This window comes from Nocardia sp. NPDC058518, from assembly GCF_042719655.1.
GTDB lineage: Bacteria > Actinomycetota > Actinomycetes > Mycobacteriales > Mycobacteriaceae > Nocardia.
In genome coordinates this window covers 75,489-99,873 of sequence record NZ_JBHXNJ010000018.1, presented here as the reverse complement: position 1 = coordinate 99,873, position 24,385 = coordinate 75,489, and the positions used below count along the sequence as shown (strand labels likewise).

25 protein-coding genes are annotated in these 24,385 nt (G+C 68.6%); 9 read left to right on the top strand and 16 right to left on the bottom strand.

Annotated features, from left to right (window positions below):
• Nucleotides 1-7 precede the first annotated feature (7 nt).
• Nucleotides 8-982, top strand: a complete 975-nt coding sequence (locus tag ACFWPX_RS27110) for a LysR family transcriptional regulator (protein WP_378930178.1) — start codon at nt 8-10, stop codon at nt 980-982.
• A gap of 15 nt (nt 983-997) precedes the next feature.
• Here the strand turns inward: ACFWPX_RS27110 and ACFWPX_RS27105 are convergent, their stop codons facing one another.
• The gene (locus ACFWPX_RS27105; RefSeq protein WP_378930176.1) at nt 998-2,440 is read right to left on the bottom strand and encodes an MFS transporter; all 1,443 of its coding nucleotides are present in this window, start codon (nt 2,438-2,440) and stop codon (nt 998-1,000) included.
• Entirely contained in the window at nt 2,440-2,961 is a 522-nt protein-coding gene (locus ACFWPX_RS27100; RefSeq protein ID WP_378930174.1) for a helix-turn-helix domain-containing protein, read from the bottom strand. The genes ACFWPX_RS27105 and ACFWPX_RS27100 overlap by 1 nt, the downstream gene beginning before the upstream one ends.
• Nucleotides 2,962-3,098: 137 nt before the next feature.
• Here ACFWPX_RS27100 and ACFWPX_RS27095 point away from each other — a divergent pair, with 137 nt between their 5' ends.
• Nucleotides 3,099-3,758, top strand: coding sequence for a TetR/AcrR family transcriptional regulator (locus tag ACFWPX_RS27095; protein ID WP_378930172.1), 660 nt, complete (start codon nt 3,099-3,101; stop codon nt 3,756-3,758).
• On the top strand, nt 3,755-4,597 hold the full coding sequence (locus tag ACFWPX_RS27090) for an LLM class flavin-dependent oxidoreductase (RefSeq protein ID WP_378930170.1): 843 nt from the start codon (nt 3,755-3,757) through the stop codon (nt 4,595-4,597). Before ACFWPX_RS27095 ends, ACFWPX_RS27090 begins: the two co-directional genes overlap by 4 nt.
• On the opposite strand, the gene ACFWPX_RS27085 is transcribed toward ACFWPX_RS27090, so the two are convergent.
• From ACFWPX_RS27085 to ACFWPX_RS27070, 4 genes are all read right to left on the bottom strand, one after another.
• Entirely contained in the window at nt 4,586-6,211 is a 1,626-nt protein-coding gene (locus tag ACFWPX_RS27085; RefSeq protein ID WP_378930168.1) for a dipeptide ABC transporter ATP-binding protein, read from the bottom strand. The two genes, ACFWPX_RS27090 and ACFWPX_RS27085, sit on opposite strands and share 12 nt — an antisense overlap.
• Nucleotides 6,208-7,023 (bottom strand): ABC transporter permease, encoded by an 816-nt coding sequence (locus tag ACFWPX_RS27080; protein WP_378930323.1) that lies wholly within the window; start codon nt 7,021-7,023, stop codon nt 6,208-6,210. Before ACFWPX_RS27080 ends, ACFWPX_RS27085 begins: the two co-directional genes overlap by 4 nt.
• 89 nt (nt 7,024-7,112) lie before the next feature.
• The gene (locus ACFWPX_RS27075; protein ID WP_378930166.1) at nt 7,113-8,066 is read right to left on the bottom strand and encodes an ABC transporter permease; all 954 of its coding nucleotides are present in this window, start codon (nt 8,064-8,066) and stop codon (nt 7,113-7,115) included.
• Between the two features lie 6 nt (nt 8,067-8,072).
• Complete coding sequence (locus tag ACFWPX_RS27070) at nt 8,073-9,689, bottom strand: ABC transporter substrate-binding protein (RefSeq protein WP_378930164.1); 1,617 nt, start codon at nt 9,687-9,689, stop codon at nt 8,073-8,075.
• A gap of 243 nt (nt 9,690-9,932) precedes the next feature.
• On the opposite strand from ACFWPX_RS27070, the gene ACFWPX_RS27065 reads away from it, so the two are divergent.
• The 6 genes from ACFWPX_RS27065 (at nt 9,933) to ACFWPX_RS27040 (ending at nt 14,941) form a co-directional block, all read left to right on the top strand.
• Complete coding sequence (locus ACFWPX_RS27065) at nt 9,933-10,415, top strand: nuclear transport factor 2 family protein (RefSeq protein WP_378930162.1); 483 nt, start codon at nt 9,933-9,935, stop codon at nt 10,413-10,415.
• A gap of 392 nt (nt 10,416-10,807) precedes the next feature.
• The gene (locus ACFWPX_RS27060) at nt 10,808-11,299 is read left to right on the top strand and encodes a nuclear transport factor 2 family protein (RefSeq protein WP_378930159.1); all 492 of its coding nucleotides are present in this window, start codon (nt 10,808-10,810) and stop codon (nt 11,297-11,299) included.
• A 28-nt stretch (nt 11,300-11,327) separates the two neighbouring features.
• The gene (locus tag ACFWPX_RS27055; RefSeq protein ID WP_378930157.1) at nt 11,328-11,753 is read left to right on the top strand and encodes a MarR family winged helix-turn-helix transcriptional regulator; all 426 of its coding nucleotides are present in this window, start codon (nt 11,328-11,330) and stop codon (nt 11,751-11,753) included.
• A gap of 16 nt (nt 11,754-11,769) precedes the next feature.
• Entirely contained in the window at nt 11,770-12,657 is an 888-nt protein-coding gene (locus ACFWPX_RS27050) for a TIGR03621 family F420-dependent LLM class oxidoreductase (RefSeq protein WP_378930155.1), read from the top strand.
• A 40-nt stretch (nt 12,658-12,697) separates the two neighbouring features.
• Nucleotides 12,698-13,990: a Rieske 2Fe-2S domain-containing protein gene (locus tag ACFWPX_RS27045; RefSeq protein WP_378930153.1), complete on the top strand. Its 1,293-nt coding sequence runs from the start codon at nt 12,698-12,700 to the stop codon at nt 13,988-13,990.
• A gap of 12 nt (nt 13,991-14,002) precedes the next feature.
• Nucleotides 14,003-14,941: a PDR/VanB family oxidoreductase gene (locus ACFWPX_RS27040; RefSeq protein ID WP_378930151.1), complete on the top strand. Its 939-nt coding sequence runs from the start codon at nt 14,003-14,005 to the stop codon at nt 14,939-14,941.
• A gap of 43 nt (nt 14,942-14,984) precedes the next feature.
• On the opposite strand, the gene ACFWPX_RS27035 is transcribed toward ACFWPX_RS27040, so the two are convergent.
• The 10 genes from ACFWPX_RS27035 to ACFWPX_RS26990 are packed head-to-tail and all read right to left on the bottom strand — an operon-like array spanning nt 14,985 to nt 24,378.
• Nucleotides 14,985-15,299, bottom strand: coding sequence for a hypothetical protein (locus ACFWPX_RS27035; RefSeq protein WP_378930149.1), 315 nt, complete (start codon nt 15,297-15,299; stop codon nt 14,985-14,987).
• A gap of 35 nt (nt 15,300-15,334) precedes the next feature.
• The gene (gene fabD, locus ACFWPX_RS27030) at nt 15,335-16,288 is read right to left on the bottom strand and encodes an ACP S-malonyltransferase (protein ID WP_378930147.1); all 954 of its coding nucleotides are present in this window, start codon (nt 16,286-16,288) and stop codon (nt 15,335-15,337) included.
• Nucleotides 16,285-17,544 (bottom strand): MFS transporter, encoded by a 1,260-nt coding sequence (locus ACFWPX_RS27025; protein ID WP_378930145.1) that lies wholly within the window; start codon nt 17,542-17,544, stop codon nt 16,285-16,287. The genes fabD and ACFWPX_RS27025 overlap by 4 nt, the downstream gene beginning before the upstream one ends.
• Nucleotides 17,537-18,568 carry an LLM class flavin-dependent oxidoreductase gene (locus ACFWPX_RS27020; protein ID WP_378930143.1) on the bottom strand — a complete coding sequence of 344 codons (1,032 nt, stop codon included), beginning with the start codon at nt 18,566-18,568 and terminating at the stop codon, nt 17,537-17,539. Before ACFWPX_RS27020 ends, ACFWPX_RS27025 begins: the two co-directional genes overlap by 8 nt.
• A 14-nt stretch (nt 18,569-18,582) precedes the next feature.
• Entirely contained in the window at nt 18,583-18,792 is a 210-nt protein-coding gene (locus ACFWPX_RS27015) for an acyl-CoA carboxylase epsilon subunit (protein ID WP_378930141.1), read from the bottom strand.
• Nucleotides 18,789-20,360, bottom strand: a complete 1,572-nt coding sequence (locus tag ACFWPX_RS27010; protein WP_378930139.1) for an acyl-CoA carboxylase subunit beta — start codon at nt 20,358-20,360, stop codon at nt 18,789-18,791. The genes ACFWPX_RS27015 and ACFWPX_RS27010 overlap by 4 nt, the downstream gene beginning before the upstream one ends.
• Before the next feature lie 35 nt (nt 20,361-20,395).
• Nucleotides 20,396-22,345, bottom strand: coding sequence for an SDR family oxidoreductase (locus ACFWPX_RS27005; RefSeq protein WP_378930137.1), 1,950 nt, complete (start codon nt 22,343-22,345; stop codon nt 20,396-20,398).
• A complete protein-coding gene (locus tag ACFWPX_RS27000) occupies nt 22,326-23,270 on the bottom strand; it encodes an aromatase/cyclase (RefSeq protein WP_378930135.1) in 945 nt (314 codons plus the stop codon). The genes ACFWPX_RS27005 and ACFWPX_RS27000 overlap by 20 nt, the downstream gene beginning before the upstream one ends.
• Nucleotides 23,271-23,298: 28 nt before the next feature.
• Nucleotides 23,299-24,081, bottom strand: a complete 783-nt coding sequence (gene fabG, locus ACFWPX_RS26995) for a 3-oxoacyl-ACP reductase FabG (protein WP_378930133.1) — start codon at nt 24,079-24,081, stop codon at nt 23,299-23,301.
• Between the two features lie 33 nt (nt 24,082-24,114).
• Nucleotides 24,115-24,378: an acyl carrier protein gene (locus tag ACFWPX_RS26990; protein ID WP_101469008.1), complete on the bottom strand. Its 264-nt coding sequence runs from the start codon at nt 24,376-24,378 to the stop codon at nt 24,115-24,117.
• Nucleotides 24,379-24,385 lie beyond the last annotated feature (7 nt).

Here is a 24,385-nt window from a genome sequence, read left to right as displayed (position 1 = left end):
GGTGACAATGGCCAGTTTCGCAGCAGCAATCTGCGAAACTGCACACGTGAGCCATTCCGCTTCCACCTCGGGACGCAGGCCGAGTGCTGATGATTTGCTGGTGCTGCTGGCCGTGGGCCGGTCAGGGCGCTACATCACCGCGGCCGAGGAACTCGGCATCAACCACACGACGATCTCGCGGCGCATCGCGGCGCTCGAACACGCCATGGGTGGGCGGGTACTGACCCGGGTCACCGGCGGCTGGGAGCTCACCGACCTGGGCCGCGAGGCATTGACCGCGGCCGAGGCCGTCGAGGCGGCCGTCCGGTCACTCGGTTCGAGCGCGGGCGAACGCACGCTGGAGGGCGTGGTGCGGATTTCGGCCACCGACGGTTTCAGCGCCTACCTGGCGACACCGTCCGCCGCGCGCGTGCAGCGCAGACATCCGGGCGTCGCCGTCGACATCATCGCCACGACCCGGCGAGCATCCACCCAGCGAACCGGTCTCGACATCGAAGTGGTGGTCGGCAAACCGCAGGTCCATCGCGCCGAGGCGATCGAGCTCGGCGACTACTGCCTACGCCTCTACGCCTCCCGCGACTACCTCGCCGAACACGGCGCCCCGACCACCATCGCCGAACTCGCCCGCTATCCCCTGGTCTACTTCATCGAGTCCATCCTCCAGGTCGACGACCTCGATCTAGCCCTCGCCTTCGCCCCCGCCATGCCCCGATCCGTCTCCTCCACCAACGTCTTCGTCCACGTGGAAGCCACTCGAGCCGCCGCGGGCATCGGCCTGCTCCCCTGCTTCATGGCCGACCGCCACCCCGACCTGATCCGGGTCCTGCCCGACGAGGTGCGCGTCCAACTCACCTACTGGCTCGTCATCCGCTCCGAAACCCTGCGGCGGCCCGAAGTGGCCGCGGTCGTCGAGGCACTGCGCGCTACGGTCCGCGAACGTCGCGAGGAACTTCTCGGCGACCACGTGAAACCGATCGGCTGACGGACCCTCGCCCCGCTATCCGTTTCCTTCCGACTGGGAAGCCGGGGAAGGCAGAGCAAGGCAGAGCGCCGCACTGACCACCAGCGCTGCGCTGATCGTCAGCGCGCACGCCGTCAGAGCGCCGCGATAGTCGTCGCTGGCGGCGACGCCGAAGAAGATGGCGCTCAGCGAGGCGACACCCACTGCGCCACCGAACTGCTGGCCGGTAGTCCAGATCCCTGACGCCGACCCCGCGTATCGTGTCGGCACCGTCGACAGGAACAAGGTCGTCAACGGCGGCTGGACGAGGTTGATGCCGATGCCGACGACGAACAGACCGGGCGCGAGCAGCCACGGATTCACGTCCGTGGTCGCGGTCAGGGCTGCTCCCAGCACCGCCAAGGTGCCAACGGCGCCGAAAAGGGTCCCCGCGATGACAGTGGAGCGGCCGAACTGCACGGTGAGTCGTCCCACCAGCGGGGCGACCGCCAGTCCGCCGACCGAGAACGCCACGGTCACCACACCGGCGCGCAGAGCCGTGTAGCCCTGGCCTTCTTGGAGCCAGAGGACGAAGACGAGCAGGAATCCGCTGAAGGCGGCGAACGCGACCAGCTGAACGACGAGTGCGACGCTGCTGATGCGCGCACGCAGCAGGTCCAACGGCAACAGCGCGCCGGCGCGACCGACGGCGTCACGGTTCTCACCGATGGCGACCAGTGCCACAACGGCGACACCCGCGGCCAGCAGAAGCCAGATCCAGGGCGCCCAGTCGTAGGTGCGACCTTCCAGCAGCGGGAACACGATTGCCACCAGACCGGCGGTCAGGCCGATCGCCGCGAGCCATCGTGGCCGCAGCGCACCTTCGGCGCGGCTCTCCGGGATCAGCCACGCGCCGAGTCCGACCAGGATCAGGGCGGCCGGGACGCTGATCCAGAAGATCGCCCGCCAGCCCAGACCGGCGATGTCGGCGGTGACGAGGACACCGCCCAGCAGCAGCCCCCCGGCTTGCGCGAGTCCCGCGACCACACCGAAAATGCCGAGGACAGTGGCCCGCTCGGGCCCGCGGAAGAGGACGAACAGGCTGGAGAGAACCTGTGGCGCCAGGATCGCCGCGGCCGCGCCTTGAGCGGCGCGACTGGCGATCAGTTCGCCCGGGCTGTTCGCGAGCGCGGACCAGGCCCCGGAAAGCGCGAAAAGGGCCAAGCCGACGAGGAACACCCGTTTGCGCCCCCACAGGTCGCCCAACCGGGCGGCGGTGATCAGGGCGGCCGCGAAGGCCAGCAGATAGGCCGTGGCGATCCAGCCGACCTGTGACGGAGTCCCCCCGAGGTCGGCCTGGATCGCCGGTAGGCCGACGTTGACGATCGTGACATTCAGCAGGTCCAGGGTGAATCCCAGGACGAGCACGACCATCGCGGCCCAGCGCCGCGGGAACAACGCTTCGGTCGCGTCGTCTTGCGTGGAAGTCGATGTAGTCATCAGGTGTAGCTCCCTGCGCGGCTGGGTGTCCGGTGTGTGGTCATCAATTGCTCCTTCGCCGGCGGCGGTACCGCGGTGTCGTCCGACCCCGGACCGACCAGACCGTGGCGGCGCAGAATCGCGTGCACTGTCGATACCGCCGGAACACGACCGGAACCGGCTCGCAGCAGGTGCGTCCGGATTCTGCGAGCTCCCCACTGCGGTCGGTCCAGCCGTACTCGCACCACGACGGCCTCGATATCGGCCGATGTACGGGCGGGGAAACTTTTCGGGCGTCGCGACCGCGGTGCCAATCCCGCCACTCCGTGTGCCCGGTAGCGCGCGAGATAGGTGTAGTAGCTCTTGCGCGAGATGTTGTATCGACGGCACACCTCGGTCACCGTCAACCCGTTTCGCTCGGGCGCCTGCAAGATCTCCAGCCACGGCTCGGCCTGGAGACCCTCTCGATCGCTCGGACGGCTTCCGCTCGGCCGAACACCCTGGCACGCAAGCGGATCGAGCCTGTCTCCTGAGGGTTGCATCATAGATTTCTCCCGATGTGGAACAGATCGATTGAACTTGCTGGTTCACTTTAATGTCCCCCTATGGGCATCGCAACTCGGTATATAGAAATGAACCCGCGAGTCAATTTGTTGGGCGATTGCGCTATGGTTCATGGATGGCAGCAGCAGCAACAACGCCGACCGGGCAGTCGGCCTCGCGGGGACGGATCGACAAGCGGCAAGCGATTCTGGATGCGGCGTTCGTCGTCTTCGCTCGCCGTGGTTACGCGCAGGCGGGCGTACAGGAGATCGCCGAGGTCGCCGGTGTCGCCAAACCGACCATCTACAACCACCTCAACGACAAGGAAACGCTGTTCCGGCACACGCTGGCCGCCGTCAGCGACGCGGTGCTTGCCGAGAATCTGGCGGTGGTCGAGCGGTTACGCAACCCCGGTGAGGATCTGCGCGCCACCCTGGAAGACGTGGCATACCGCCTGATCCGGTCCTGCTGTACCGAGCAGTCCCGGTCGCTGCGCTGGCTCACCTACGGCCAGGTCGCGCAGTTCCCCGACCTGATGGATGTCGTGGTGAGCCGGACCTCCGATCAACTCGGCGACGCGCTCGCGGATCGACTGGCGCGCTTGTCGCTGTCGGGCCACCTGCGCGCGAGCGACCCGGCGACCGCCGCCGAACAGTTCCTCGTGCTGATCACCGGCCCGATGGAGGGCCGCACCCGGCTGGGCACCCGCAAGGTCTCCACCGCCGAGATGCACACGGTCGCCGCCGCTGCCGTCGACACCTTCCTACGCGCCTACGGGACACCGGAGAACCCTTGAGCCACCACCCTTTTCGCTTCGGCCTTGTCACGGTTTCCCCCGCGGACGCGAAGGCATGGACGTCGACCGCGCGCTGGGCAGAGGACACCGGAATCTCCGCGTTGCTGCTGCCCGACCTGCCCGCACCCGTGCCCGCGCCACTGACCGCGCTCGCCTATGCCGCCGCGGCGACGACCACGCTCCAGGTCGGAACCTGGGTGCTGGCCAACGACTTCCGCAATCCGTTCGTCCTCGCGCGGGAGGCCGCGACGCTGGACCTGGTGTCCGGCGGTCGCTTCGAGCTCGGCCTCGGCGCCGGGCAGACCGCCATCGGCTACGGCGAACTCGGGATCGCGGTCGAGTCCGACCGGATTCGGTTCGAGCGCCTTGCCGAGTCGGTGGGCATCGTCAACGCGCTGTTCCGCGGTGAGCGGGTGGAGGCGACCGGTGGCCACTACGCGAACACCGGAACGACCCTGGTTCCCCCACCGCCACGGAAGGTGCCGCTGCTGATCGCCGCGGGCGGACGGCGGGCGACCGAACTCGCCGCGGCCCAAGCCGACACCGTCGCGTTCAGCACCTTCTCCCGCGACCAGCTCACCCGTCAGGTCACCTGGCTCGAAAGTGCCGCGGGCGCACGACTTTCCGGCATCGAGCGGGCGCTGCGCTTCAGTACACCGACGAGCACCATCGGTCCGCCGATGCCTGATGATGCCCCGACACTGCTCACCGGATCGCCCGCGCGGGCGGCCGATCAGCTGCGCCGGATCCGCGACGAGTTCGGCATCTCCTACGTCGTTCTCGATGACGACGCGGCGCGCGAGCTGGCGCCCGTGGTGAGCCTGCTGTCAGGCACCTGAGCTGCCATCGACGAGGTCGGCGCCGGGAATGGCGGCCAGCAGCTGACGGGTGTACTCGTGGACGGGATCGCCGAAAAGCTTTTCGGTGGTGTCGATCTCGACGATGCGGCCCTGCCGCATGACCGCGACCCGATGGGCGATCTGGCGCACCACCGCCAGGTCGTGCGAGATGAACAGGTAGGCCACGCCGGTGTCGGCCTGTAGCTCGGCGAACAGGTCGAGGATCTGTGCCTGCACCGAGACGTCGAGCGCCGAGACCGGTTCGTCGCAGACCACCAGCTCCGGCGACAGGGCCAGCGCCCTGGCGATCGCGACCCGCTGACGCTGCCCACCGGAGAGCTCCGCGGGTCTGCGCCCCAGCGTCGACGCCGGGAGAGCGACCCGGTCGAGCAGTTCGCGCGCCCGCGCCGCCCGCGACGCGCGGTCACCGACGCCGTAGACCCGCAGTGGCTCGCTGATCACGTCCTGGATCGAGAACCGCGGGTCCAGCGACTCGTACGGATTCTGGTAGATCACCTGGGCGCGTCGCCGCAGCGCCCGCAATCGCGCACCTTTGCTGGATGTCACATCGTCGTCGTCGAACACGATGCGCCCGGAGGTCGGCGGGACCAGGCGCAGAATCATTCTGGCCGTGGTGGACTTGCCCGACCCCGACTCCCCCACCAGCGCCAGCGTCTCCCCTCGATGCAGCGAGAAGCTCACGTCGTCGACGGCGCGAACGATCTTCGCCCGGCCGTTCGCGCGCGGCAGCGGGAACTCCTTCACCAGGTTCTCGACCGCGAGCAACGGCTCGGTGCCCGGCTGACGCGGCCGGGCCCGGACACCGGCACGTCCGGGCACGCTGCGCAACAACTGCTGGGTGTACGGGTCGCGCGGATTGCCGAGTATCTCGCGGGTCGGCCCGCTCTCCACGATCCGGCCCCGCGACATCACCGCGATCCGGTGGGCGCGGTCGGCGGCGACTCCGAGATCGTGGGTGACGAGAAGGACTGCGGTGCCGAGGGTTTCGGTCAGGCTGGTGATGTGGTCGAGAATGAGCCGTTGGACGGTGACATCCAGTGCGCTGGTCGGCTCGTCGGCGATGATCAGCGCCGGGTTCGCGGCGATGGCGATCGCGATGAGCGCCCGCTGGCGCATGCCACCCGAGAGTTCGTGCGGATACTGGTCGGCGCGGGTCTTCGGGTCGGGCATCCCGGCCCGCTCTAGCAGTTCCACCACTGCCTCGGGCGCCGATCGCCGGGTCGCCAGGCCGTGGATGAGCAGGACCTCGGCGACCTGGGTGCCGATGCGCTGCACCGGATTCAGCGAGACACCGGGGTCTTGCGGTATCAAGCCGATCTGGGCCCCACGAATCGCGCGCAGCTCCCGGTCGCCTGCCCTCGCGAGGTCCCTGCGGCCGAACTGGATCCGGCCCGCATCGATGTGTCCCGCGGCAGGCAGCAACCCGGTGATGGCATGCGCGGTCGAGCTCTTCCCCGAGCCGGATTCACCGACCAGCGCGACGATCTCGCCCGGCGCGATGTCCAGATCGACCGCCCCCACCGCGCGCACCCGGCCGGTGCTGGTGCGGTAGGAGATCGACAGGCCACGCACCTCCAGCAGATTCCCGGTCATCGCCGATTCGCCCACTCTCCATCGAGTGCCCGCGCGATCCGGTTGGTCGCGAGCACGACGAACGCCACCATGAGGCCCGACATCGTCGAGATCCACCACGCGTTGGCGAGATAGTTCCTGCCACTCGAGATGAGCGAGCCCCACTCCGGCGCCGGTGGCACCGCGCCGTAGCCGAGGAAGCTCAGCGACGACACCGCCAAGACGGCGGTACCGAGATCGAGGGTGGCCAGCACGACCACCGGGCCGATCGCGTTCGGCAGGACGTGCCGGCCGAGCACCGTGTACCAGCGCGCTCCCGACGACCACGCCGCCTCGACGAATACCGCTTGCCGCAAACGCAGCACCTCGGCCCGCATCACCCTGGCGAAACCCGCCACGCTGGCGACACCCACCGCGATCGCCACCTTCACGGTGCCGTAGCCGAGCGCGGTCACCAGGGCCAATGACAGGAACAGCGACGGAATCGACAGCAGCACATCAGCGAAGCGCATCAGCACGTCGTCGACCCAGCGGCCGACGAACCCGGCGATCAGGCCCATCGCGCCCCCGACGACGAACGCGACAGACACGGCGATCACCGTCGCCTGCAACGACAGCGCGGTGCCGTGCACGACGCGGGTGAACAGGTCGCGGCCGAGTTCGTCGGTGCCGAACCAGTGCTGCGAGCTGGGCGGCGCGAAGATCTCCGACGGGACGCCGAAGAGCGGATCCCGTGCGGTGAACAGCGTCGGCCACGCCGCGGCCAGCACTACCAGCACGAGTGTGACCACAGAGAGCACCAGACCCGGCCGGTACAGCAGGAACCGCGGCAGTCTGCGCCAGTCGAATCCCGTGCGGTGCTCGTCGTCGGACTCGTCGACGACGGTTCGGAGGACGGCCGCCTCGGTCAGCACGGTGTCGGTCACGCGTAACTCCTCGGGTGCGCGACCACGATCCGTGGGTCGAGCACCGGGTAGATCAGGTCAACGATCAGGTTCACCACGACGAAGACGAACGCGCCGAACACCACCACGCCCTGCACGAGCGGAATATCCTGCACGCTCACCGCGCCCGCCATGACCCGTCCGAGTCCGTTGCGCGAGAACACCGTCTCGATCACCACCGCGCTGGCCACCAGCTGTCCGACGAGCAGTCCGACGATGGTGAGCGCGGGCAGCGACGCACTGCGCAGCGCGTGCCGCAGATGGACCCGGATCCGGCTGCCGCCCTTGGCCCGGGCGGTTTGCACGAACGGCGCGTCCAGGGTGGACAGCAGGCTCTTCGCCAGTACCTGGGCGATCAGCGCGCCGGTCGGGATGGCCAGCGTGACCGCGGGCAGCACCAACCCGGCCAATCCGGCATTGCCGAACGCGGGGAACAGCCGGATCCGGAACGACAGCAGCTGCACCAGCATCAGGCCCGCCCAGAAGGACGGGATCGAGATCGCCAGCGGCGGCAGCGACAGCAGCACCTGCCGTAGCCAGCGCCGCGAGGTGTAGGTCGCCGCCACGGCGAGCCCGCCGCCGAACAGCACGGCGAGCACCAGCGCCGCCGCCGTGAGCTGCAGGGTGGGCGGTAGCGCCGCGGCGATCGTGCCGGTCACCGACCGGCCTGTGGCCACCGAATCACCGAAGTCACCGACCAGCGCCCGGCTCAGATAGTCGAGGTACTGCACCACGATCGGCTTGTCGAAGCCGTACTGCGCCCGCAGTGCGGCGAGCTCGGCCGGATCCACCGGCGAGGAGTTCAGTCCGCCGCCCGCCATCGCCGACACCGGGTCGCCCGGCAGGAATTCCAGCACGAAGAACGACACCGTGTACGCCGCCCACAGCACTCCGGCCGCCTGGGCGAGGCGGCGTAACACGTACCGTCGCATGCCGGTTCAGCTCCGCCAGGTGTCGTGCAGCCGGGTCCGGCTCGACGACTCGAAGGTCAGGCCGTGCACGGTCGGCGCCGCCGCGAGCACAGTCTCGAGTTCCACCACCGGGATCACATACGCATTGCGCACGACCAGCTGCTGCGCCTTTTCCACCAGCGGCGCGCGCTTGGCCGGATCGGCCTCTGCCGCCTGGGCGATGAGCAGTCCGTCCAGCTCGCTCGGCGGCAGCCGGTAGGCATTGACCTGCTGAGTCGAGTACAGCGTGCGCAGGCAGTCGGGGTCGGCCCGGCTCAGGTCGCCGCCCCACAGTCCATCGAAGTCACCGGAACCGATCAGCTGCGGGAACTGGGTGACCTGGAGCTCCTGGAGCCGCAACTCCACGCCGACCACCTTGAGCTGCTGCTGGACCAGTTCCAGCGCCGCCCTGGTGTTCTGGGAGTTGTTGAACCACACCACGGTCAGGCTCAGCCGCGTGCCGTCCTTCTGCCGGATGCCGTCACCGCCCACCTGCCAGCCCGCCGCGTCCAGCAGCGATTTGGACCGGGCGACATCCAGGGCGAGATCCGTCGACAGATCGGTGTAGCCGGGGGTCGTGTGCGAGAGGATGCCCGTGGCGGGCACGGTTCCGCTGGCGAAGACCGCCTCCACGACCTGACGCCGGTCGACCGCGGCCTGAATCGCCTTGCGCACCTGGAGATCCCGCAGGATCGGACGGGAATTGTTCAGGCCGAGGTTGAACACCGCGCCCGGGTGCGATCGTGTGAGCAGGGAGATGCCCGATGCCTTCAACCCGGCTTCGTCGGCACGGCCGAGGCCGGTGGCCACGTCGAGCTGACCGGACTGCACACTGCCCGCACGCACCCCGGATTCGGGGATGACGGTGAATTCGATGGAGTCGAGGTAGGCCTCGCCCGGCTTGGTCCACAACGGCGAGCCCCACCCGTAGCCGATCCGTTTGGTGATCGTGATCGACTGGTTGGGAACGTATTTCGACAGCACGAAGGGGCCGGTGCCGAGCACACCGTCGCTGCAGCGCTGCTGGGGCGTCTTCGCGGTGTCGGCCGTCGAGATCAGGCCGAGTGCGGCGGTCGAGGTCGCCTGCAGGAACTGCGCGTTGGGCTGTTCGAAGGTGATCTTGGCGGTGTGCTCGTCGACGACCTCGGTGCCGACATACCCGGTGACATAGCCCTTGGAGAGGATGGCGAGTGCGCCCAGCTTGGGGATCGCGTCGAAGTTCGCCTTCACCACCTGCGCGTTCAGCGGGGTTCCGTCGCTGAAGGTTGCGTCGGGCCGCAGCCGGAAGGTGAACGTCCTGGCGTCGGGGCTCACCTCCCAGCTCTGCGCCAGCCACGGCACCGGCTTGCCGGTGACGGGGTCCTGGTCGGTCAGCGAATCGACCGTCTCGCGCAGCGAATACAGGGTGTCGCTGCTGCCGACCTGCTGGGGATCGACACAGCCCGCGTCGGAGGCGACCGAGAACCTCAGCGTGCCACCGGATCTTGGCGGTCCGGCATCGCCGCCGTGCTCGCCACCGGCCCCGCAGGCACCGGTGAACAGGGTTACCACCGCCGCCGATACCACGGCACGGCGAATCGACTTCGAACGAACAACACTGCTCACGCCAGAATTCCTCTGTCTACTGCCCGGATTCACGTGGGACTCACGGCGGGCGACACGACGAAACATTTCACACCTCGAAATACCCGGTCAACAATTCGGATCACCTCGCTCGGAATACATCGTCGCACCGAATGGCGCGGTACACCATCGGACGGTGTCGGGCACCGTGCTAGCTTCGCACCGTGTCGATAATCGAACGACGCGCCGCGCGATGTGTTGTCGCCCGGCAGAGAAAGGACCGACGTGACCGCTGTACATGACAATCTGCTCGCCACGATAGAAGCGGAGCGGGCGATCTTCCGAACGTTCTACAAATTCTTCCGGATCGCCGACACCCAGGAGAGCGAGCGGTTCAGCGAGTGCTTCACCCCCGACGCGCTGATCGAGTACCGGATCATGCCGGGCCCGCCGGTGCTGTTCCACGGTCGTGACGAGTTCACCGAGCACATGAGCCGGGTGCCCAAGTCGCAACGCTCCCTGGTGGCCCACGTCATCGGGCAGGCCACCATCGAGTGGAACGGCGACAAACCCCTGCTCACAGCCTATGCGACCGTGTGGCACTGGTTCTCCAGCACCGCCGCCACCGACGTGGGCCGACCGGCCGACTGGGTCGTCATCGGGCTGGTCCAGGACGAGTTCGAGCAGTACGAGGGCGAGTGGCTCATCTCGCATCGCGATGTGCGCCATGTCGCAGGTCGGGTCGCCGCGGGTCACGGACCGGGCTGAACACCTCTACGGCGATCGGGCCGGACTCGTCGCCGAGTCCGGCCCGATCTTGCGTGCGCGGGAGTTCGCCACAATTGGTCGACGAATTGTTCGGAGACATCGGTGACAATATGTTCCGACTACTTCGGAAACAATTCACCGAGTGAACTACCGACTTCACGATCGAACTGTCACCTATGTTCCCGCAACGCTTATCCGGCCGCCTGCGTGATATCGAAACTCTGCGGGCACGACTGCCGAAACCTACGGTCGAACCGCAGGGTTTCCGACGCGATCTTGTGACCTCTGAATATCGCGTGCAAAGGTGATTTCAGCCCGGCCGGAGAAACACGGTGGCCGCGGTTTCCCGGAATCCACTCCGGTACGTGTACGGAACGAGAGGTGCCACAGCGATGTCAGAAGTCCTTGACCTGGTCGAGCAGGTCGAGCAGCTCACCGAACGACTCGAGACGCTCGAGGCCGTCCGTGCGCTGAACACCTTGCGCCACGACCTACCGCGCTACATCAACGAGGGCAGGTGGGATCAGGTCGGCGAACTATTCAGTGCTGATGCCTATCTCGACTACCGCCATCTCGGCCAGGCCGATGGGCGGGCTGCGATTCAGGCGTACTTCGCCGGGCTGCCACAGCTCATCGAGGACAACAGCCCGGCGGGGCAGGTGCTGGTCAAGCAGTTCCTGCACGGGCACGACGTGGAAGTCCTCGGCGATCGGGCCACCGGAGTGTCGTTCTTCGAGGAGAAGGTCGTCTTCGACACCGAAAGCTCGTTCGTGGCAGGCAAGTTCACCGACGAGTACGTCCGCGAGGGCGGCCGGTGGCGGTTCGCGCGGATCGCCCTCGACCTGTACTGGGTCATCCCGTACTCGCGCGGTTGGCAGCAGTAGCCGGCGTTCGACAACAGAGAGGCTCGTCATGCTCCAGAAGAACACGACCAAGCGCATCGGGTACTGGCTGCTGCACCTGCACCAGCAGTTCGACATCGCCACCGGTGCGCTGCTGCACGAGCAGAAGCTCACCCGCCGGGACTGGCAGGTCCTGCACGCTCTGCAGATCGGTTTGGGCAGCGTCGCGGAAATCGATGCGGCGTTCGCGCCGTTCCTGGTCGCAGACGGCGCGCGGACCTATCAGCCGATCGTCGACGACTTCACCGGGCGCGGCTGGGTCGAGGTCGCCGATGCGGCGCTGCGGCTCACCGCCGCGGGCGAGGGGGCGCACGAGCGCGCCGAGGCGCTGGTGAACGCCCACGCCGAGGAATCGCTGAGTGGCATCACCGAGGAGGAATTCCTCGCCGCGAACGCGGTCCTGGCCAAGATCGCCGACAACATCGGCACCGAGTGAGTTCGCTAGGAGCGTCATGACTTCCCTGCACGACCGGCCGTTCCGCTTCGGCCTCTGTGTCTTCACCCCGTCTACGCGGGCGGAGTGGATCGCCAAGGTGCGCGCGGCCGAGGAACTGGGCTACGACGTCATCTCGGTGTCGGACCACCTCGGCATGCCGGCGCCGATCCCGACCCTGTTGCTTGCCGCCGAGGCGACCGAGCGGATCCGGATCGGCACGCTCGTTTTCAACACCGCCTTCTACCACCCGACGGTGCTGGCCCGTGACCTCGCCACCGTCGACCGATACTCCGGTGGCCGGGTGGAGCTCGGGCTCGGGGCCGGCTACGACCGGGCGCAGTTCGACGCGGCCGGAATCCCGTTTCCCGCTGCGGGCGAGCGGGTTTCCCAGCTCGAGCGCACGGTCGCCGAGTTCCGTAAGCCGAAGTCCGAGCTCGACCAGTACGCCCGGTTCGAACAGCCCGGCGGTCCGCCGATCCTGATCGCCGGTCGCGGCGCACGGGTCCTGCGACTGGCGGCCGCCCACGCCGACATCATCGCCTTCACCGGTACCACCGAGGTCCGCGACGGCGACGGGTTGAAGCTGGGTGGAATCACCGAGGTCACCGACCGGATCGACTACGTGCGGGGGCTGCTCGGCGACCGGATCGACCAGGTGGAGTTCAACATTCCCATCCACAAGGTGCTGCCGAAGGGCGCGACCGACGGCGTGACCGATGTCTGGCAGAACCGGCTCGACCTCACACCTGACGAACTCGCCGAGCTGCCGTCGCTGCTGTTCGGCACACCAGAGGAGAACGCCGACACCCTGCGCGAACGGCGCAAGACCCTCGGTCTGACCTACTACACCGTGCTCGAACCCGAGATGGAGGCCTTCGCCCCGATCATCCAGGCGCTCCGGTAGCCGGGCAGCACACCGTCTTTCGCATGCGGAGGAGACCGTCATGACCGAACAATCCACTGTGGACACCGGCACCGGATACGGCCGCAAGGCGCCGTCGTACGACGCGCGTCTGACCGAAGTCGGGCCAGGCACCCCGATGGGCGAAGCGCTGCGGCGGTACTGGCACCCGATCGCCACCTCGGCCACCCTCACCGCCGAGGCACCGCACCGGACCCGCATCCTCGGCGAGGATCTGGTCGTCTTCCGAGACGGAAGCGGCCGCGCGGGTGTGGTTTTCGAACGGTGCGCGCATCGCGGTGCCAGTCTGTTCTTCGGCCGGATCGAGGACGATGGGCTGCGCTGCGGCTATCACGGCTGGAAGTTCGATGTGCAGGGGCGATGCCTCGAGCAGGCGTGCGAGCCCGATCGCGGTCGGCGCCGCGATGCCGCACGGCAGCCGTGGTATCCCGTCGAGGAGCGCTACGGGCTGGTGTTCGTCTACATGGGCCCGCCCGACCGCAAGCCGGTGCTGCCGCGCTACGACGTCCTCGAAGATCTCGCCGAGGGCGAGCAGTACTTCGCTGAATGGCCGTTTCCCGGGCTGTCGGTGACCGGCGCCGAGCAGGATTTCCACTGGCTGCTGATCTACGAGAACACCATCGACCCGGTGCACATCAACTGGCTGCACTCCCAGCACAGCGGCTACCAGTTCCTCGGCACCGGCACCACCGGCTTCCCCGAGGACTTCTTCGATCCGTACACCCTGCCGGGCCGGGTCAGCTACGACCGCACCGATTTCGGGGCGAAGTACAGCGTCCGGTTCCTGGACAAGGAGCGCGACGGCGTACGGACCGAACGGATCTGGGGCGCCGAATTGCATCTGCCCAACGCCACGGTCCTGCCGGACTGGGTCGAGCTGACCCCGGACACCAAGGCCGACATGGTGATCTGGGCTGTCCCGATCGACGACACCCGCCATCGCGCGTTCTTCTCCATCCGCGCAAGCGATCCCGCACGCGTGCAACGCTTCCTGTTCGGCATCACCCAGGACGGCAAGAACTCCTGGGAGCTGACCGACCAGGAACGTCAGCGCTTCCCCGGTGACGGCGAGGTGATGACCTCGCAGGGTCCGGTCGCGCTGCACTCCGAGGAAACCCTGGCGACGACGGATCGCGGTGTGGTGCTACTGCGCCGATTGCTGCGAACCATGATCGACGACGTGGAAGCGGGCCGCGATCCGCAGGGTGTGAGCCTGGTCGAGGAACCGGTGCGGCACACCCAGGCCGGTCTGTTCACCCTCGCCGGGGCCACGGCGGACCAGACCGCGGCGGCGGCACCGGCGGCCGGTGTCTGACCGGGATACATCGTGACCTGGACCGACGCCGAAGTCCGCACCCGCACCGTGGTGGCTTCCGACATCGTGGTGCTCGACCTCGCCCCGGTCGACCGCTCCGAATTCCCTTCGTACACCGCCGGATCCCATATCGACGTCCAGCTCGGCTCCGGGGTTGTCCGCCAGTACTCGCTGTGCGGAACACCTGGGCCGGGCCGGTATCGGCTGGCCGTGCTGAACGTAGCGAACTCGCGCGGCGGATCCCGGGCGATGCACGCACTCGCGGTGGGCGACCGGGTGCGGATCTCCGCCCCGCGCAACCACTTTCCGCTGGCTGCGGCACGCCGTCATGTGCTGGTCGCGGGTGGGATCGGGATCACGCCCTTGCTCGCCATGCTGACCGAGCTCGACCGGGCGGGCGCCGACTACGTACTGCACTACAGCGCCCGGAGCCGTTCTCGCGCCGCCTTTCTGGACGAGCTGACGGCGCACCCCCGGGTCAGCTTCCATTTCGACGACGAGCACACCGGGCTCGATGTGGCCCGCGATCTGGGCGATCCGCAACCGGAGACGGCGGTCTACGTCTGCGGGCCGGACGGGTTCATGGATTACGTGCTGGGCAAGGCCGAGGCGCTCGCTTGGCCGCGCCGAGCCCTGCACACCGAACGATTCGGAACCGATCTCACCGCACCGACCGGACCGGCACCGGCCGGATTCGTCGTCCGAGTGGCCTCCACCGGCACCGAATACCGGGTCGCCGAGGACCAGAGCGTCCTCGACGTCCTCTTGGACAACGGTGTCGACGCGCCCTTCTCGTGCCAGCAGGGCATCTGCGGCGAATGCGTCGTCCGAGTGCTCGCAGGCGACCCCGACCATCGCGACGATGTCCTCACCGACGGCGAACGCGCCGACGGCATGTTCACCACCTGCTCGTCACGCTCCCACTCCCCTGTCCTCGAGGTAGACCTCTGAGAGCAGAGTGAGCAGCGATGTGTGGGATGCCGCGAAGGCAGGCCTAGCTGCGCTTGCGGCTTTCGCGCACCACTACCGCTCCCCGCGCGTCGTACTCCACCCGCTCGAACGTGGCAAAGCCCAACTCGTTCAATGCTTTCAGCGCGGCGTGCGAGTTGTAGTTGGTGGTCTCACCGGAGCTTGCCGGCACTCCCGTGGCCGATCGGATGAGTTGAGTCGGCGGCCAGAGGACGTCGTTGACAAGGGCCACGTAGGTCTGCGGCGTCCCCGGCGTCTGGTCACGGGTGGCGAGGAAGATCTGTTCGTCACTGATCTGAACGTGATTGCCATTGATCGTGATCGTTGTCGAGCGAGCCATAGGGAGAGATCCTGCCATGGGCCCGGCAGTCTCCCCTAGCCGTGGTGTTCGGGTTTTGATATCGCCGTCGAGCTGAGGTCGGGGGCGATGCGGCGGGAGAATCCGGTCAGTACCTGGCCCGGTCCCAGTTCGACCAGTTCGTCGTAGCCGTCCGCGGCGGCGCGCTGGACGGTCTCGACCCAGCGGACCGGGGCCAGGAGTTGGTCGCGCAGGAGGGCGCGGATTTCGGTGGGTTCGGTGACGTAGTCGGCGGTGACGGCGCTCAGGACCGGGGTGTGGGGTGGGTGGAGGGGGTAGAAGTCGAGTTCGGCGCCGAATTCGGCGGCGATGTCGGCCATCAGAGGTGAATGGAAGGCTCCGGCGACTTTGAGACGCACCACCTTTGCCGCGCCGGCGGACCGGGCGAGGTCCTCGAGGTCGGCTACGGCGGTGGCGGCGCCGGAGACCACGGTCTGGGTCGGCTGGTTGTAGTTGGCCACGCCGACGACGCCCGAGGTGACGCGGGCGCACAGTTCGTCGACCTGCTCGGCGGGCAGGCCGATGACGGCGCTCATCGCGCCGTCGTAGCGGCGCGAGACCTCGGCCATGAGTTCGCCGCGGCGGCGCACCAGACGCAGGACCGTGTCCTCGTCGAGGACCCCGGCGACGGCAAGGGCGGTGAATTCGCCGAGGCTGTGGCCGGCGACCGCCGCGGGCGGCAAACCCTGCTGTGCGCGGACCGCGCTGAGGGCGAGGCTGGTGGCGACGATCGCGGGCTGGGCGACATCGGTGGCCCGCAACTGGTCGGCGGTGCCGTCGATGCACAGCTGGGTCAGCGGGATGCCGAGGATGTCGTCGGCGCGACGGAAAACCTTCGCGGCGGCCGGGTATTCGGTGATCCAGGCGGCCATGCCGGGCCGCTGGGAGCCCTGGCCGGGGAACAGCGCCAGGGTCCGCTTACGCGTGATCAGTTCGTCGGGTTGTGCTCGGAGGAAAACGTCTGCGGTCATGACGGGGACCTATCGGGTTCGACTGTGGTTGTCAGGGAACGGCTTTCGCTGTGGTTTGCGGTGGAACGGCGGGTGGCGCGGAGTTCGCTGCTCGCCGCGAGCACCGCGAGCAGACCAGCGACCGCGATCACCGCCGCCGCGGGACGGTAGGCATCGAACGCGACCGCCGCCCCGACGGTGATCGGTAGCACGAATGCCGCACCGAACTGGACGCCGGTTTGATACAGCGGCAGCGCGATCGGGCGGAGTTCGGCGGGCACGGTGGCGGTCGACTGCATGTTCAGCGCTGCGAACGACAGGACGAACCCGGCTTCGATCAGGAGCAGCACCGGCAGCACGTCGGTCCCGTAGTCGCGAATCTCGGGTCGGGCGAACATCAGCAGATGCCCGGTCGATGTCGCCACCGCACCGGCGAGGATCAGCCGCGCGGTGCCGTACCGCTCCACGAACCGTCCCGCGAGCGGAACCGACAGTGCCAGCGGCAGACTCGCGGGCAGCAGACCGACGGCGATCTGCCACGGCGCCCAACCGAGCGCCTGGTGCAGTTGCACCGCGATCACCACCAGCAGCGCGAGGTAGCCGCCGTTGAGCGCCCCTGCCCCGAGCGCGGACCGCACCAGGGAACCATTGCGCAACAACGGTTTCGACAGCCGCGGTGGTGTGGATACCGGCGGGTCGGGGATCACCCGCCATGCGGCGACGAGCAGGCCGAGCGCGATCGGTGCGGGGAACACGAACAGCAGGTGCCAGTTCAGCGCGGTGAGCCAACCCGACAGTAGTAGCCCGGTTGTGAATCCGGCCGCGCCGAAGACCGCGTACACCGAGATCGCGCGGCGCTGCTGGGCACCGGCCGGGAACTGCGCGGCGATCACCGCCAGCCCGGCGGGTGCGGTCAGCGCGGCGGCTGCGCCCTTCACCACGCGGGTCGCGACGAGGAGGGCCAGGTCGTCGGTGAGCCCCCCGATAACTGAGGCAACAGCGAACAGGGCCATGGCGACGAGATAGACACGCCTGCGCCCGAACCGGGCGGCCAGCGCGGGCCCGGCGAGGAGCAGCGCGGCGAACCCCGCCGCGAAACCACTGAGCAGCCACTGGGTTTCCGCTATCGACCGGTTCAGTTCGGTGGTGAGCACACCCAGCGCGGGCACCAGGATCGAACCCTCGATGGCGTCGAGGATCATGTTGCCCGACAGCACCAGCAGCAGCACCCAGCGGCGCCGATCCCAGGTCGGCGCCGCTGGTCGGGTGTCAGCCATGGCCGTTGCGCGCCGAAATCGGGCCGCCGGTGGTCGCCCCGCCGGCCAGCTGGAACTGCTTGTCCAGCAACGGCGGCAGCTGTTCGCTCACCAGCTCGATATGGCGGGTGACCAGGTCGTCGGGCATGCCGGCGATGCTGGCCCAGAAGATCAGGTGCTGTACCGGCAGCCCGGCCACCCGTTCGTGGATTCGCGCGGCGGCCTGTTCGGGCGTGAGGATCTCGAGCAGCCCGAAGGATCCGTCCTCGGGTCGGTGCCGCAGTTGATCGAGTTCGAGGGCGGGCGGTACCGGCGCGTCGGTGCCCTCCACCGACAGTTGCCGGTAGGAGTTCATCTGGTGGGCGAGATGCGGGGCCACTCGCTCCCACGCGGCCTCGGGATCGTCGGCCAGCAGGATGGGCAGCAGATCGGAGACCCGCGCGGACTCGGGATCGTGTCCGCCCTCGATGAGCCCCTCGCGGTACAGCGGGAACAGCTGGTGCGAGATGTGCAGGAATCCGATGCCGAGGCGCCCGGCGAGGCGGGCGCCGCGCGGACCGTAGAACCCGCCCCACAGCGGCACGGGGTCCTGGATCGGCCCTGGCGTGATCCCGCCGGTGGCCCACAGCCGCTGGATCTCGGCGATATTGTCGCCGGTGCGGGCGAACCGGCGGCCGAAATCGGTGTCGAAGAGCTGGTATTCGGGCAGGCGGTAGCCGGCGCCGAGACCGAGTTCGAGACGGCCGCCGCTGATCAGATCGACCAGTGCGGCCTCTTCGGCGAGCTGAGCCGGCTTGCGCAGGGCGGGCAGCACTACGGCGGTGCCGATGCGTACCCGCTTGGTCCTGGCCGCCGCCGCGGCGGCGAAGGTGAGCGGCTGCGGCAGGTAGCCGTCCTCGAACAGGTGGTGTTCGGTGAACCAGACCCCACCGGCGCCGCGCCGGTCGGCCTCCTCACAGAACTCGAGAGTGCGGGCGTAATGGTCGGCCCACGGGCGCTGCCACTGTGCGGGGTTGCGCAGGTCGAAGAGCAGTCCGACGTCCATGGTGGCTCCGTTCGTCAGCGGGTGGATCCGGTCCACGCGCGGGGGTCGGTGAAGGCAGGTCGGCGTTCCAGACGCCGCCAGCGAGCGACGGGCCTGATCCGGGTCGGCGGCGCGGCGCCTGCCCGGCGCCGGGCGAGCAGCAGCAGGAGCAGCGCGCCGAGCTCATCCGGGTCGGCGCTGCCCTTCTCGACGCGCAGGAAGGGCGCCGGGTCCGCGGCGCTCATTGCGGCGGGTTCCCGTGCTTGCGGCGGGGCAGATCGGTGTCCTTGCCCGCCAGCATGGCGAAGGCGCGGATCAGCACGCCACGGGTGTCGCGCGGGTCGATCACGTCGTCGATCAGTCCGCGCTCGGCCGCGTAGTAGGGATGGACGAGTTCGTCGCGGTACTCGGCGATCTTGCGGTCCCTGGTGGCCACGGGATCCTCGGATGCCGCGATCTCGCGCCGGAACACCACGTCGGCGGCGGCTTCCGCGCCCATGACGGCGATCTCGTTGGTCGGCCAGGCCAGCGCGAGGTCGGTGCCGATCGACAGCGAGTCCATCACGATGTAGGCGCCGCCGTAGGACTTGCGCAGTACCAACGAGATTCGCGGCACCGTCGCATTGCAGTAGGCGTAGAGCAGTTTCGCGCCGCGGCGGATGATGCCCGCGTGCTCCTGGCCGACGCCGGGCAGGAATCCCGGCACGTCCACCAGGGTCAGCAGCGGAATGTTGAAGGCGTCGCAGAACTGGACGAACCGCGCACCCTTCTCGCTGGCGTCGATGTCGAGTACCCCGGCCAGGCTCATCGGCTGGCTGGCCGCCACCCCGACCACGTGGCCGTCGAGCCGGGCCAGCGCGCACACCAGGTTCGTCGCCCAGGTGGCCTGCACTTCGAAATAGTCGCCGTCGTCGACGATTTCGGCCAGTACCTCGCGAATGTCATAGGGGCGGTTGCCGTCCAGCGGGACCAGGTCGGTCAGCGCCGTGGTCTGCCGATCGGCGGGGTCGGCGGTGAAGGCCACCGGCGGCAGCTCCCGGTTGTTGGCGGGCAGCATCGACAGCAGCGCGCGGACATCGGACAGGCAGGACTGCTCGTCGTCGTAGACGAAATGCGCCACCCCCGAGACCGAGGCGTGGATGTCGGCGCCACCGAGTTCGTCGTGGGTCACCTGCTCGCCGGTCACGGTGCGCACCACATCGGGACCGGTGATGAACATCTGCGCGATATCGCGCACCACGAAGACGAAGTCGGTGAGCGCCGGCGAGTACGCCGCGCCGCCCGCGCAGGGTCCGAGCATGACGCTGATCTGCGGGATGACCCCCGAGGCCCTGGTGTTGCGGCGGAAGATCCCGCCGTAGCCCGCCAGTGCCGTCACCCCCTCCTGGATGCGGGCGCCCGCACCGTCGTTGAGCGAGACCAGCGGCGCACCCGCGGTGACGGCCATGTCCATGACCTTGTGGATCTTCTGGGCGTGCGCCTCGCCGAGAGCACCGCCGAAGATGCGGAAGTCGCTGGCGTAGACGAAGACCGTGCGCGCGTCGACGGTCCCCCACCCGGTGATCACGCCGTCGGTGTGGGGTCTGCGCGCTTCCAGCCCGAAGCCGGTGGCCCGGTGTCTGCGCAGCGGCTCCACCTCGACGAACGAACCGGGGTCGAGGAGCAGGTCGATGCGTTCGCGGGCGGTGAGTTTGCCCTTGGCGTGCTGGCGTTCGGTGGCCGCCGGGTCGGGGCCGAGGCGTGCGGCGCGTTTGAGCGCGTCGAGTTCGTCGAGCCGTTCGGTGTACCCGGTGGGTTCATGCACTGTCGTCATCGGATCTCCTGGTGTCGTCGGCCGCGGCCGTGCTGTCAGCCGAGTAGCGTCCCGCCGGTGGCGTCGATGAACGCGCCGGTGATCCAGCGGGCTTCGTCCGTGGCGAGGAAGGTGACGACATCGGCGACGTCGACCGCCTCGCCGACGCGTTTGAAAGCCGAGAACTGCGCCATCTGCTCGACCGCCTCCGGGATGTCGAACACGGCGCTGCCGTTGTTGGTGATGCCGGGTGCGACGCTGTTGACCGTGATTCCGCGCGGTGCCAGGTGCCGGGCGAAATGCAGCGTGATCTGTTCCACCGCACCCTTGGTCATCGAGTACGCCACCTGGTCGGGGCTGGCGAATCGGGTGAGCCCGGAGGAGATGTTGACGATGCGCCCGCCCTCTGGCAGCAGGCCGAGCGCGCGCTGCACGATGAAGAACGGCGCCCGGACATTGACCGCGAAGAGGCGGTCGAAATCCTCGGGTGTCACGTCCTCGGGGGCCACGCCGGCCGGTGTGGTGACACCGGCGTTGTTGACCAGGATGTCGAGCGTGGTCTCCCCCGTCCGTTCCTTGAGCCCCTGTTCGAGACCGAGGAACAATTCGTGCACGCCGCCTGTCGCGCCGAGCTCGGCACGGACGGGAAACGCACGGCCGCCGTCGTTCTCGATGACCTCGACGGTCTCGCGGGCGGCGGCCTCGTTGTCCGCGTAGTGCACGGCCACGAGCGCGCCCTTGGCAGCGAGCTGCCGGGCGGTCGCACGGCCGATGCCGCGGCTGGATCCGGTGACCAGGGCGGTCTTGTTCGTCAGGCTCATCGGTGTCTCCTTCGAATCGGGTGGTGCGGGCGCCGGGTCGCCGGGACCGGGCAGGCCGCTGATCATGCGGGCGAGATGGGATCGGACGTCGCCGAGGTGCAGGAGTTCGGCGAACAGCTGCCGGGCGGGTTCGACCTCCGGTCCGCCGAGCAGCAGGAGGGTTTGGGCGCGGATGTTGGTCAGGGTGCGGGCACCGACGGCGTGCCGGGCACGGTGGTAGCCGTCCAGTGCGGCCTCGCCACCGGCAATCCCTGCGATCAACCGGCCGGACAGATCGGCGGCGTCCTGCAAGCCGAGGTTGAGGGCTTGGCCACCCACCGGCATCTGCCGATGGGCCGCGTCACCAGCGAGCAGGACCCGACCGCGCCGGTACCGGGTGACCTGCCTGCTGGTGTCGTCGAACGCATTGCGCCACAGCGGTGTTCCGTGTTCGATCGACTCGCCGGTCACCTGTTCCCAGGCGTCGGCGATCTCGGCGAACTCCGGTTCCCCACCCGCGGCACGGGGTGCGGCGCCGTAGACGTGCACCATCACCCTGGTACTGCCGTCGGGCCAGCGCGAGGACACCGCCAGCCCGTGCGGGTGTCGTTCGAAACGGCGGGCCGGGATATCGATCCCGGCCACGTCGGCTCGCAACATCTCCCGCGTGGCACCGGCGCCCGCCAGCTCGAACCCGGCCAGTTCACGCACGGTGCTGCGTTCCCCGTCGCACCCGACCAGGTAGGCGCCCTGGTGCGAGTGTCGTTCGCCGTCGGGGGTGACGGTCTCGATCAGCACCTCGCCCACCCGGGCGGTCAGGGCGGTGACCCGATGCCCACGCCGCAGCACCGCGCCCGCCTCGCGCGCCCGATCCTGCAGCACCGCTTCCAGCCTGACCTGCGGGCACTTCCACTGGCCCGAGAACCGGTGGGCCGGATCGGCTTCGGTCAGATCCAGGCGCAGCCCGCCGAAGTGTCCCGGTCCGCCGTCGGGCAGCGGACCGAGCCGGTCCAGTACGCCCCGCTCGACGAGCACGTCCATGGTGCGGGCGTGCAGGGTGGAGGCCCGCGATTCGGTGGTGGGGGTGCGCCGCTGTTCCACCACCGTCACGCGGACGCCCGCGCCGGCCAGGTCGCCCGCGAGCAGCAACCCGACCGGCCCCGCGCCGACGATCAGGACGTCGGTGTCATCGACGGGCTTCGGCATAGTTCTTGGCGTGGTTCAGCGTGGCCCGGCTGTTGCCCCCGAGCGCCTCGCGCAGGAAGGTCCGCGCCTCGGGTACTCCGGCGCCGGGTCCGAGGATCTCGGTGATCCGGGCAGCCTCGATGATCACCGTGTGCTGCGAGGACGCGGTGGTCGTGCCGTCGGCGTTGGTCCGGAACTCCCAGTAGCCGGTGTGCAGGGCCATCAGGGCGGGCAGGGTGGTCTGCTTGTAGGCGATCCGGTGCTGCGGGAAGCAGACCCGGACCGATTCGGTGGTGTGGCTGGATCCGTCCTTGGTCAGGGTGTCCATCCGCAGCACCTGCACACCGGGGGTGTTCTCGGTGAGCTGCACCGAGGCCACGTGTGGCAGACGCTCGGTCCACAGGTTCGCCTCATAGACGAAGTCGTAGACATCGGTTGCCGCACCGGCGATCTCGACCGAGTCGACGAACGACAGGGTCAGGTCGGCGGTGCGCACCGCCGATTCCACCGCGGCCTTGAGACCGGGCAGTTCGGCGCGGCTGTTGTCGTCGACCGCCTTCTCGATCCACGCCAGCCCGTCGGGATCGTCGTCGATGGCCCGGTAGGAGTGCAGCAGCCGCAGCTCGGTCCCCTCGTCGCGCGGCTCGATGATCCAGGTGCCGCTCATCTGCGCCACCGGGGGCGCGGACACCTCCTGCCAGAAGGTGATCCGCAGGTGCTCGGGATCGAGCACGCGGCGCGAGATCCAGGTCTTGGGTTCGCCGTTGGCGGTGGCCCAGATCTGGATGCGTTCCTCGTTGCCCTCGTGTTCGAGCCGGGTCACATACACCGAGGGCGGGAACAGTCGGGGCCAGTTCTCCACCTCGGCCAAAAGGCGGTACACCTCGGTCGGCGGGGCCGCCACGGTGATCGTGTGTTCGACCTCACGGGTGGTCTGCGTCGTCATGGAAGTCTCCTGGTGCTCGTCGGCCGGATCAGAAGTTGCCGAGTCCGCCGCAGACGTTGAGCGCCTGCGCGGTGATGGAGGCGGCCAGATCGGACGCCAGGTAGCCGACCAGGCCGGCCACCTCTTCGGGGGTGGAGTAGCGGCCGAGCGGGATCTTGGCCTGGAACTTGGTGAGGATGGCGTCCTCGGTGGTGTCGTAGGCCGCGGCGTAGCCGGACCGAACCCGTTGCGCCATCGGGGTTTCCACGTAGCCCGGGCACACCGCATTGACGGTGATGCCGGTCGGGGCCAGTTCGTTGCCGAGGGCCTTGGTGAACCCGACGACGCCGTGCTTGGACGCCGAGTACGGTGCCCCGAGCACCACGCCCTGCTTGCCCGCCGTCGAGGCGATGTTGATGATGCGGCCGCGCTGCTTTTCTCGCATGCCGCCGGTGGTGAGCACCTCGCGGCTCGCCAGGAACACGCTGTTGAGGTTGGTCGCGATCACGTCGGACCACAGTTCCTCGGTGAGGTCGGCGGTGACGCCGCCCCCGGAGCGCCCGGCATTGTTGACCAGCACGTCCACCGGGCCGTACCGGTCGACCGCGGCTCGCACGAAAGCCGAGATATCTTCGGCCGCACGGACATCGGCGGTGGTTCCGTCCACATCGAAGCCCTCGCCGCGCAATTGCGCGACGGTGTCGGCGACGGCTTCCTTGTTCCGTGCGCACAGGAACACCCGGTGTCCTTGCCCGGCCAGCTGACGGGCCGAGGCCAGGCCGATGCCGCTGGTGGCGCCGGTGACCAGAGCCACCTTGTCGTCGTTGGTCATGTCTGTACTCCTGTCGGGCAATCGGTTTCGCGCTCAGCTGGGCTGTGGCGCTTCGAGCAGTTGCTCGTTGACCAGGTCGACCAGGGCGCGTGGCGTGGTCACGGCGACAACGGCGTCGTCGTCGAGGGTCACGCCGAATTCGCGCTTGATCCGGCCGGTGGTCTCGAGCAACGCCAGCGACTCGTAGCCGAGGTCTTCGAACTCGATGTCGGCGAATTCGCCGTCGAGGCCGGGGCTGTCGCCGCTGCCTTCTCGCAGGATGCGGCGCAGATCGTCGAGAGTGAACGGTGTCGACACGGGCTTT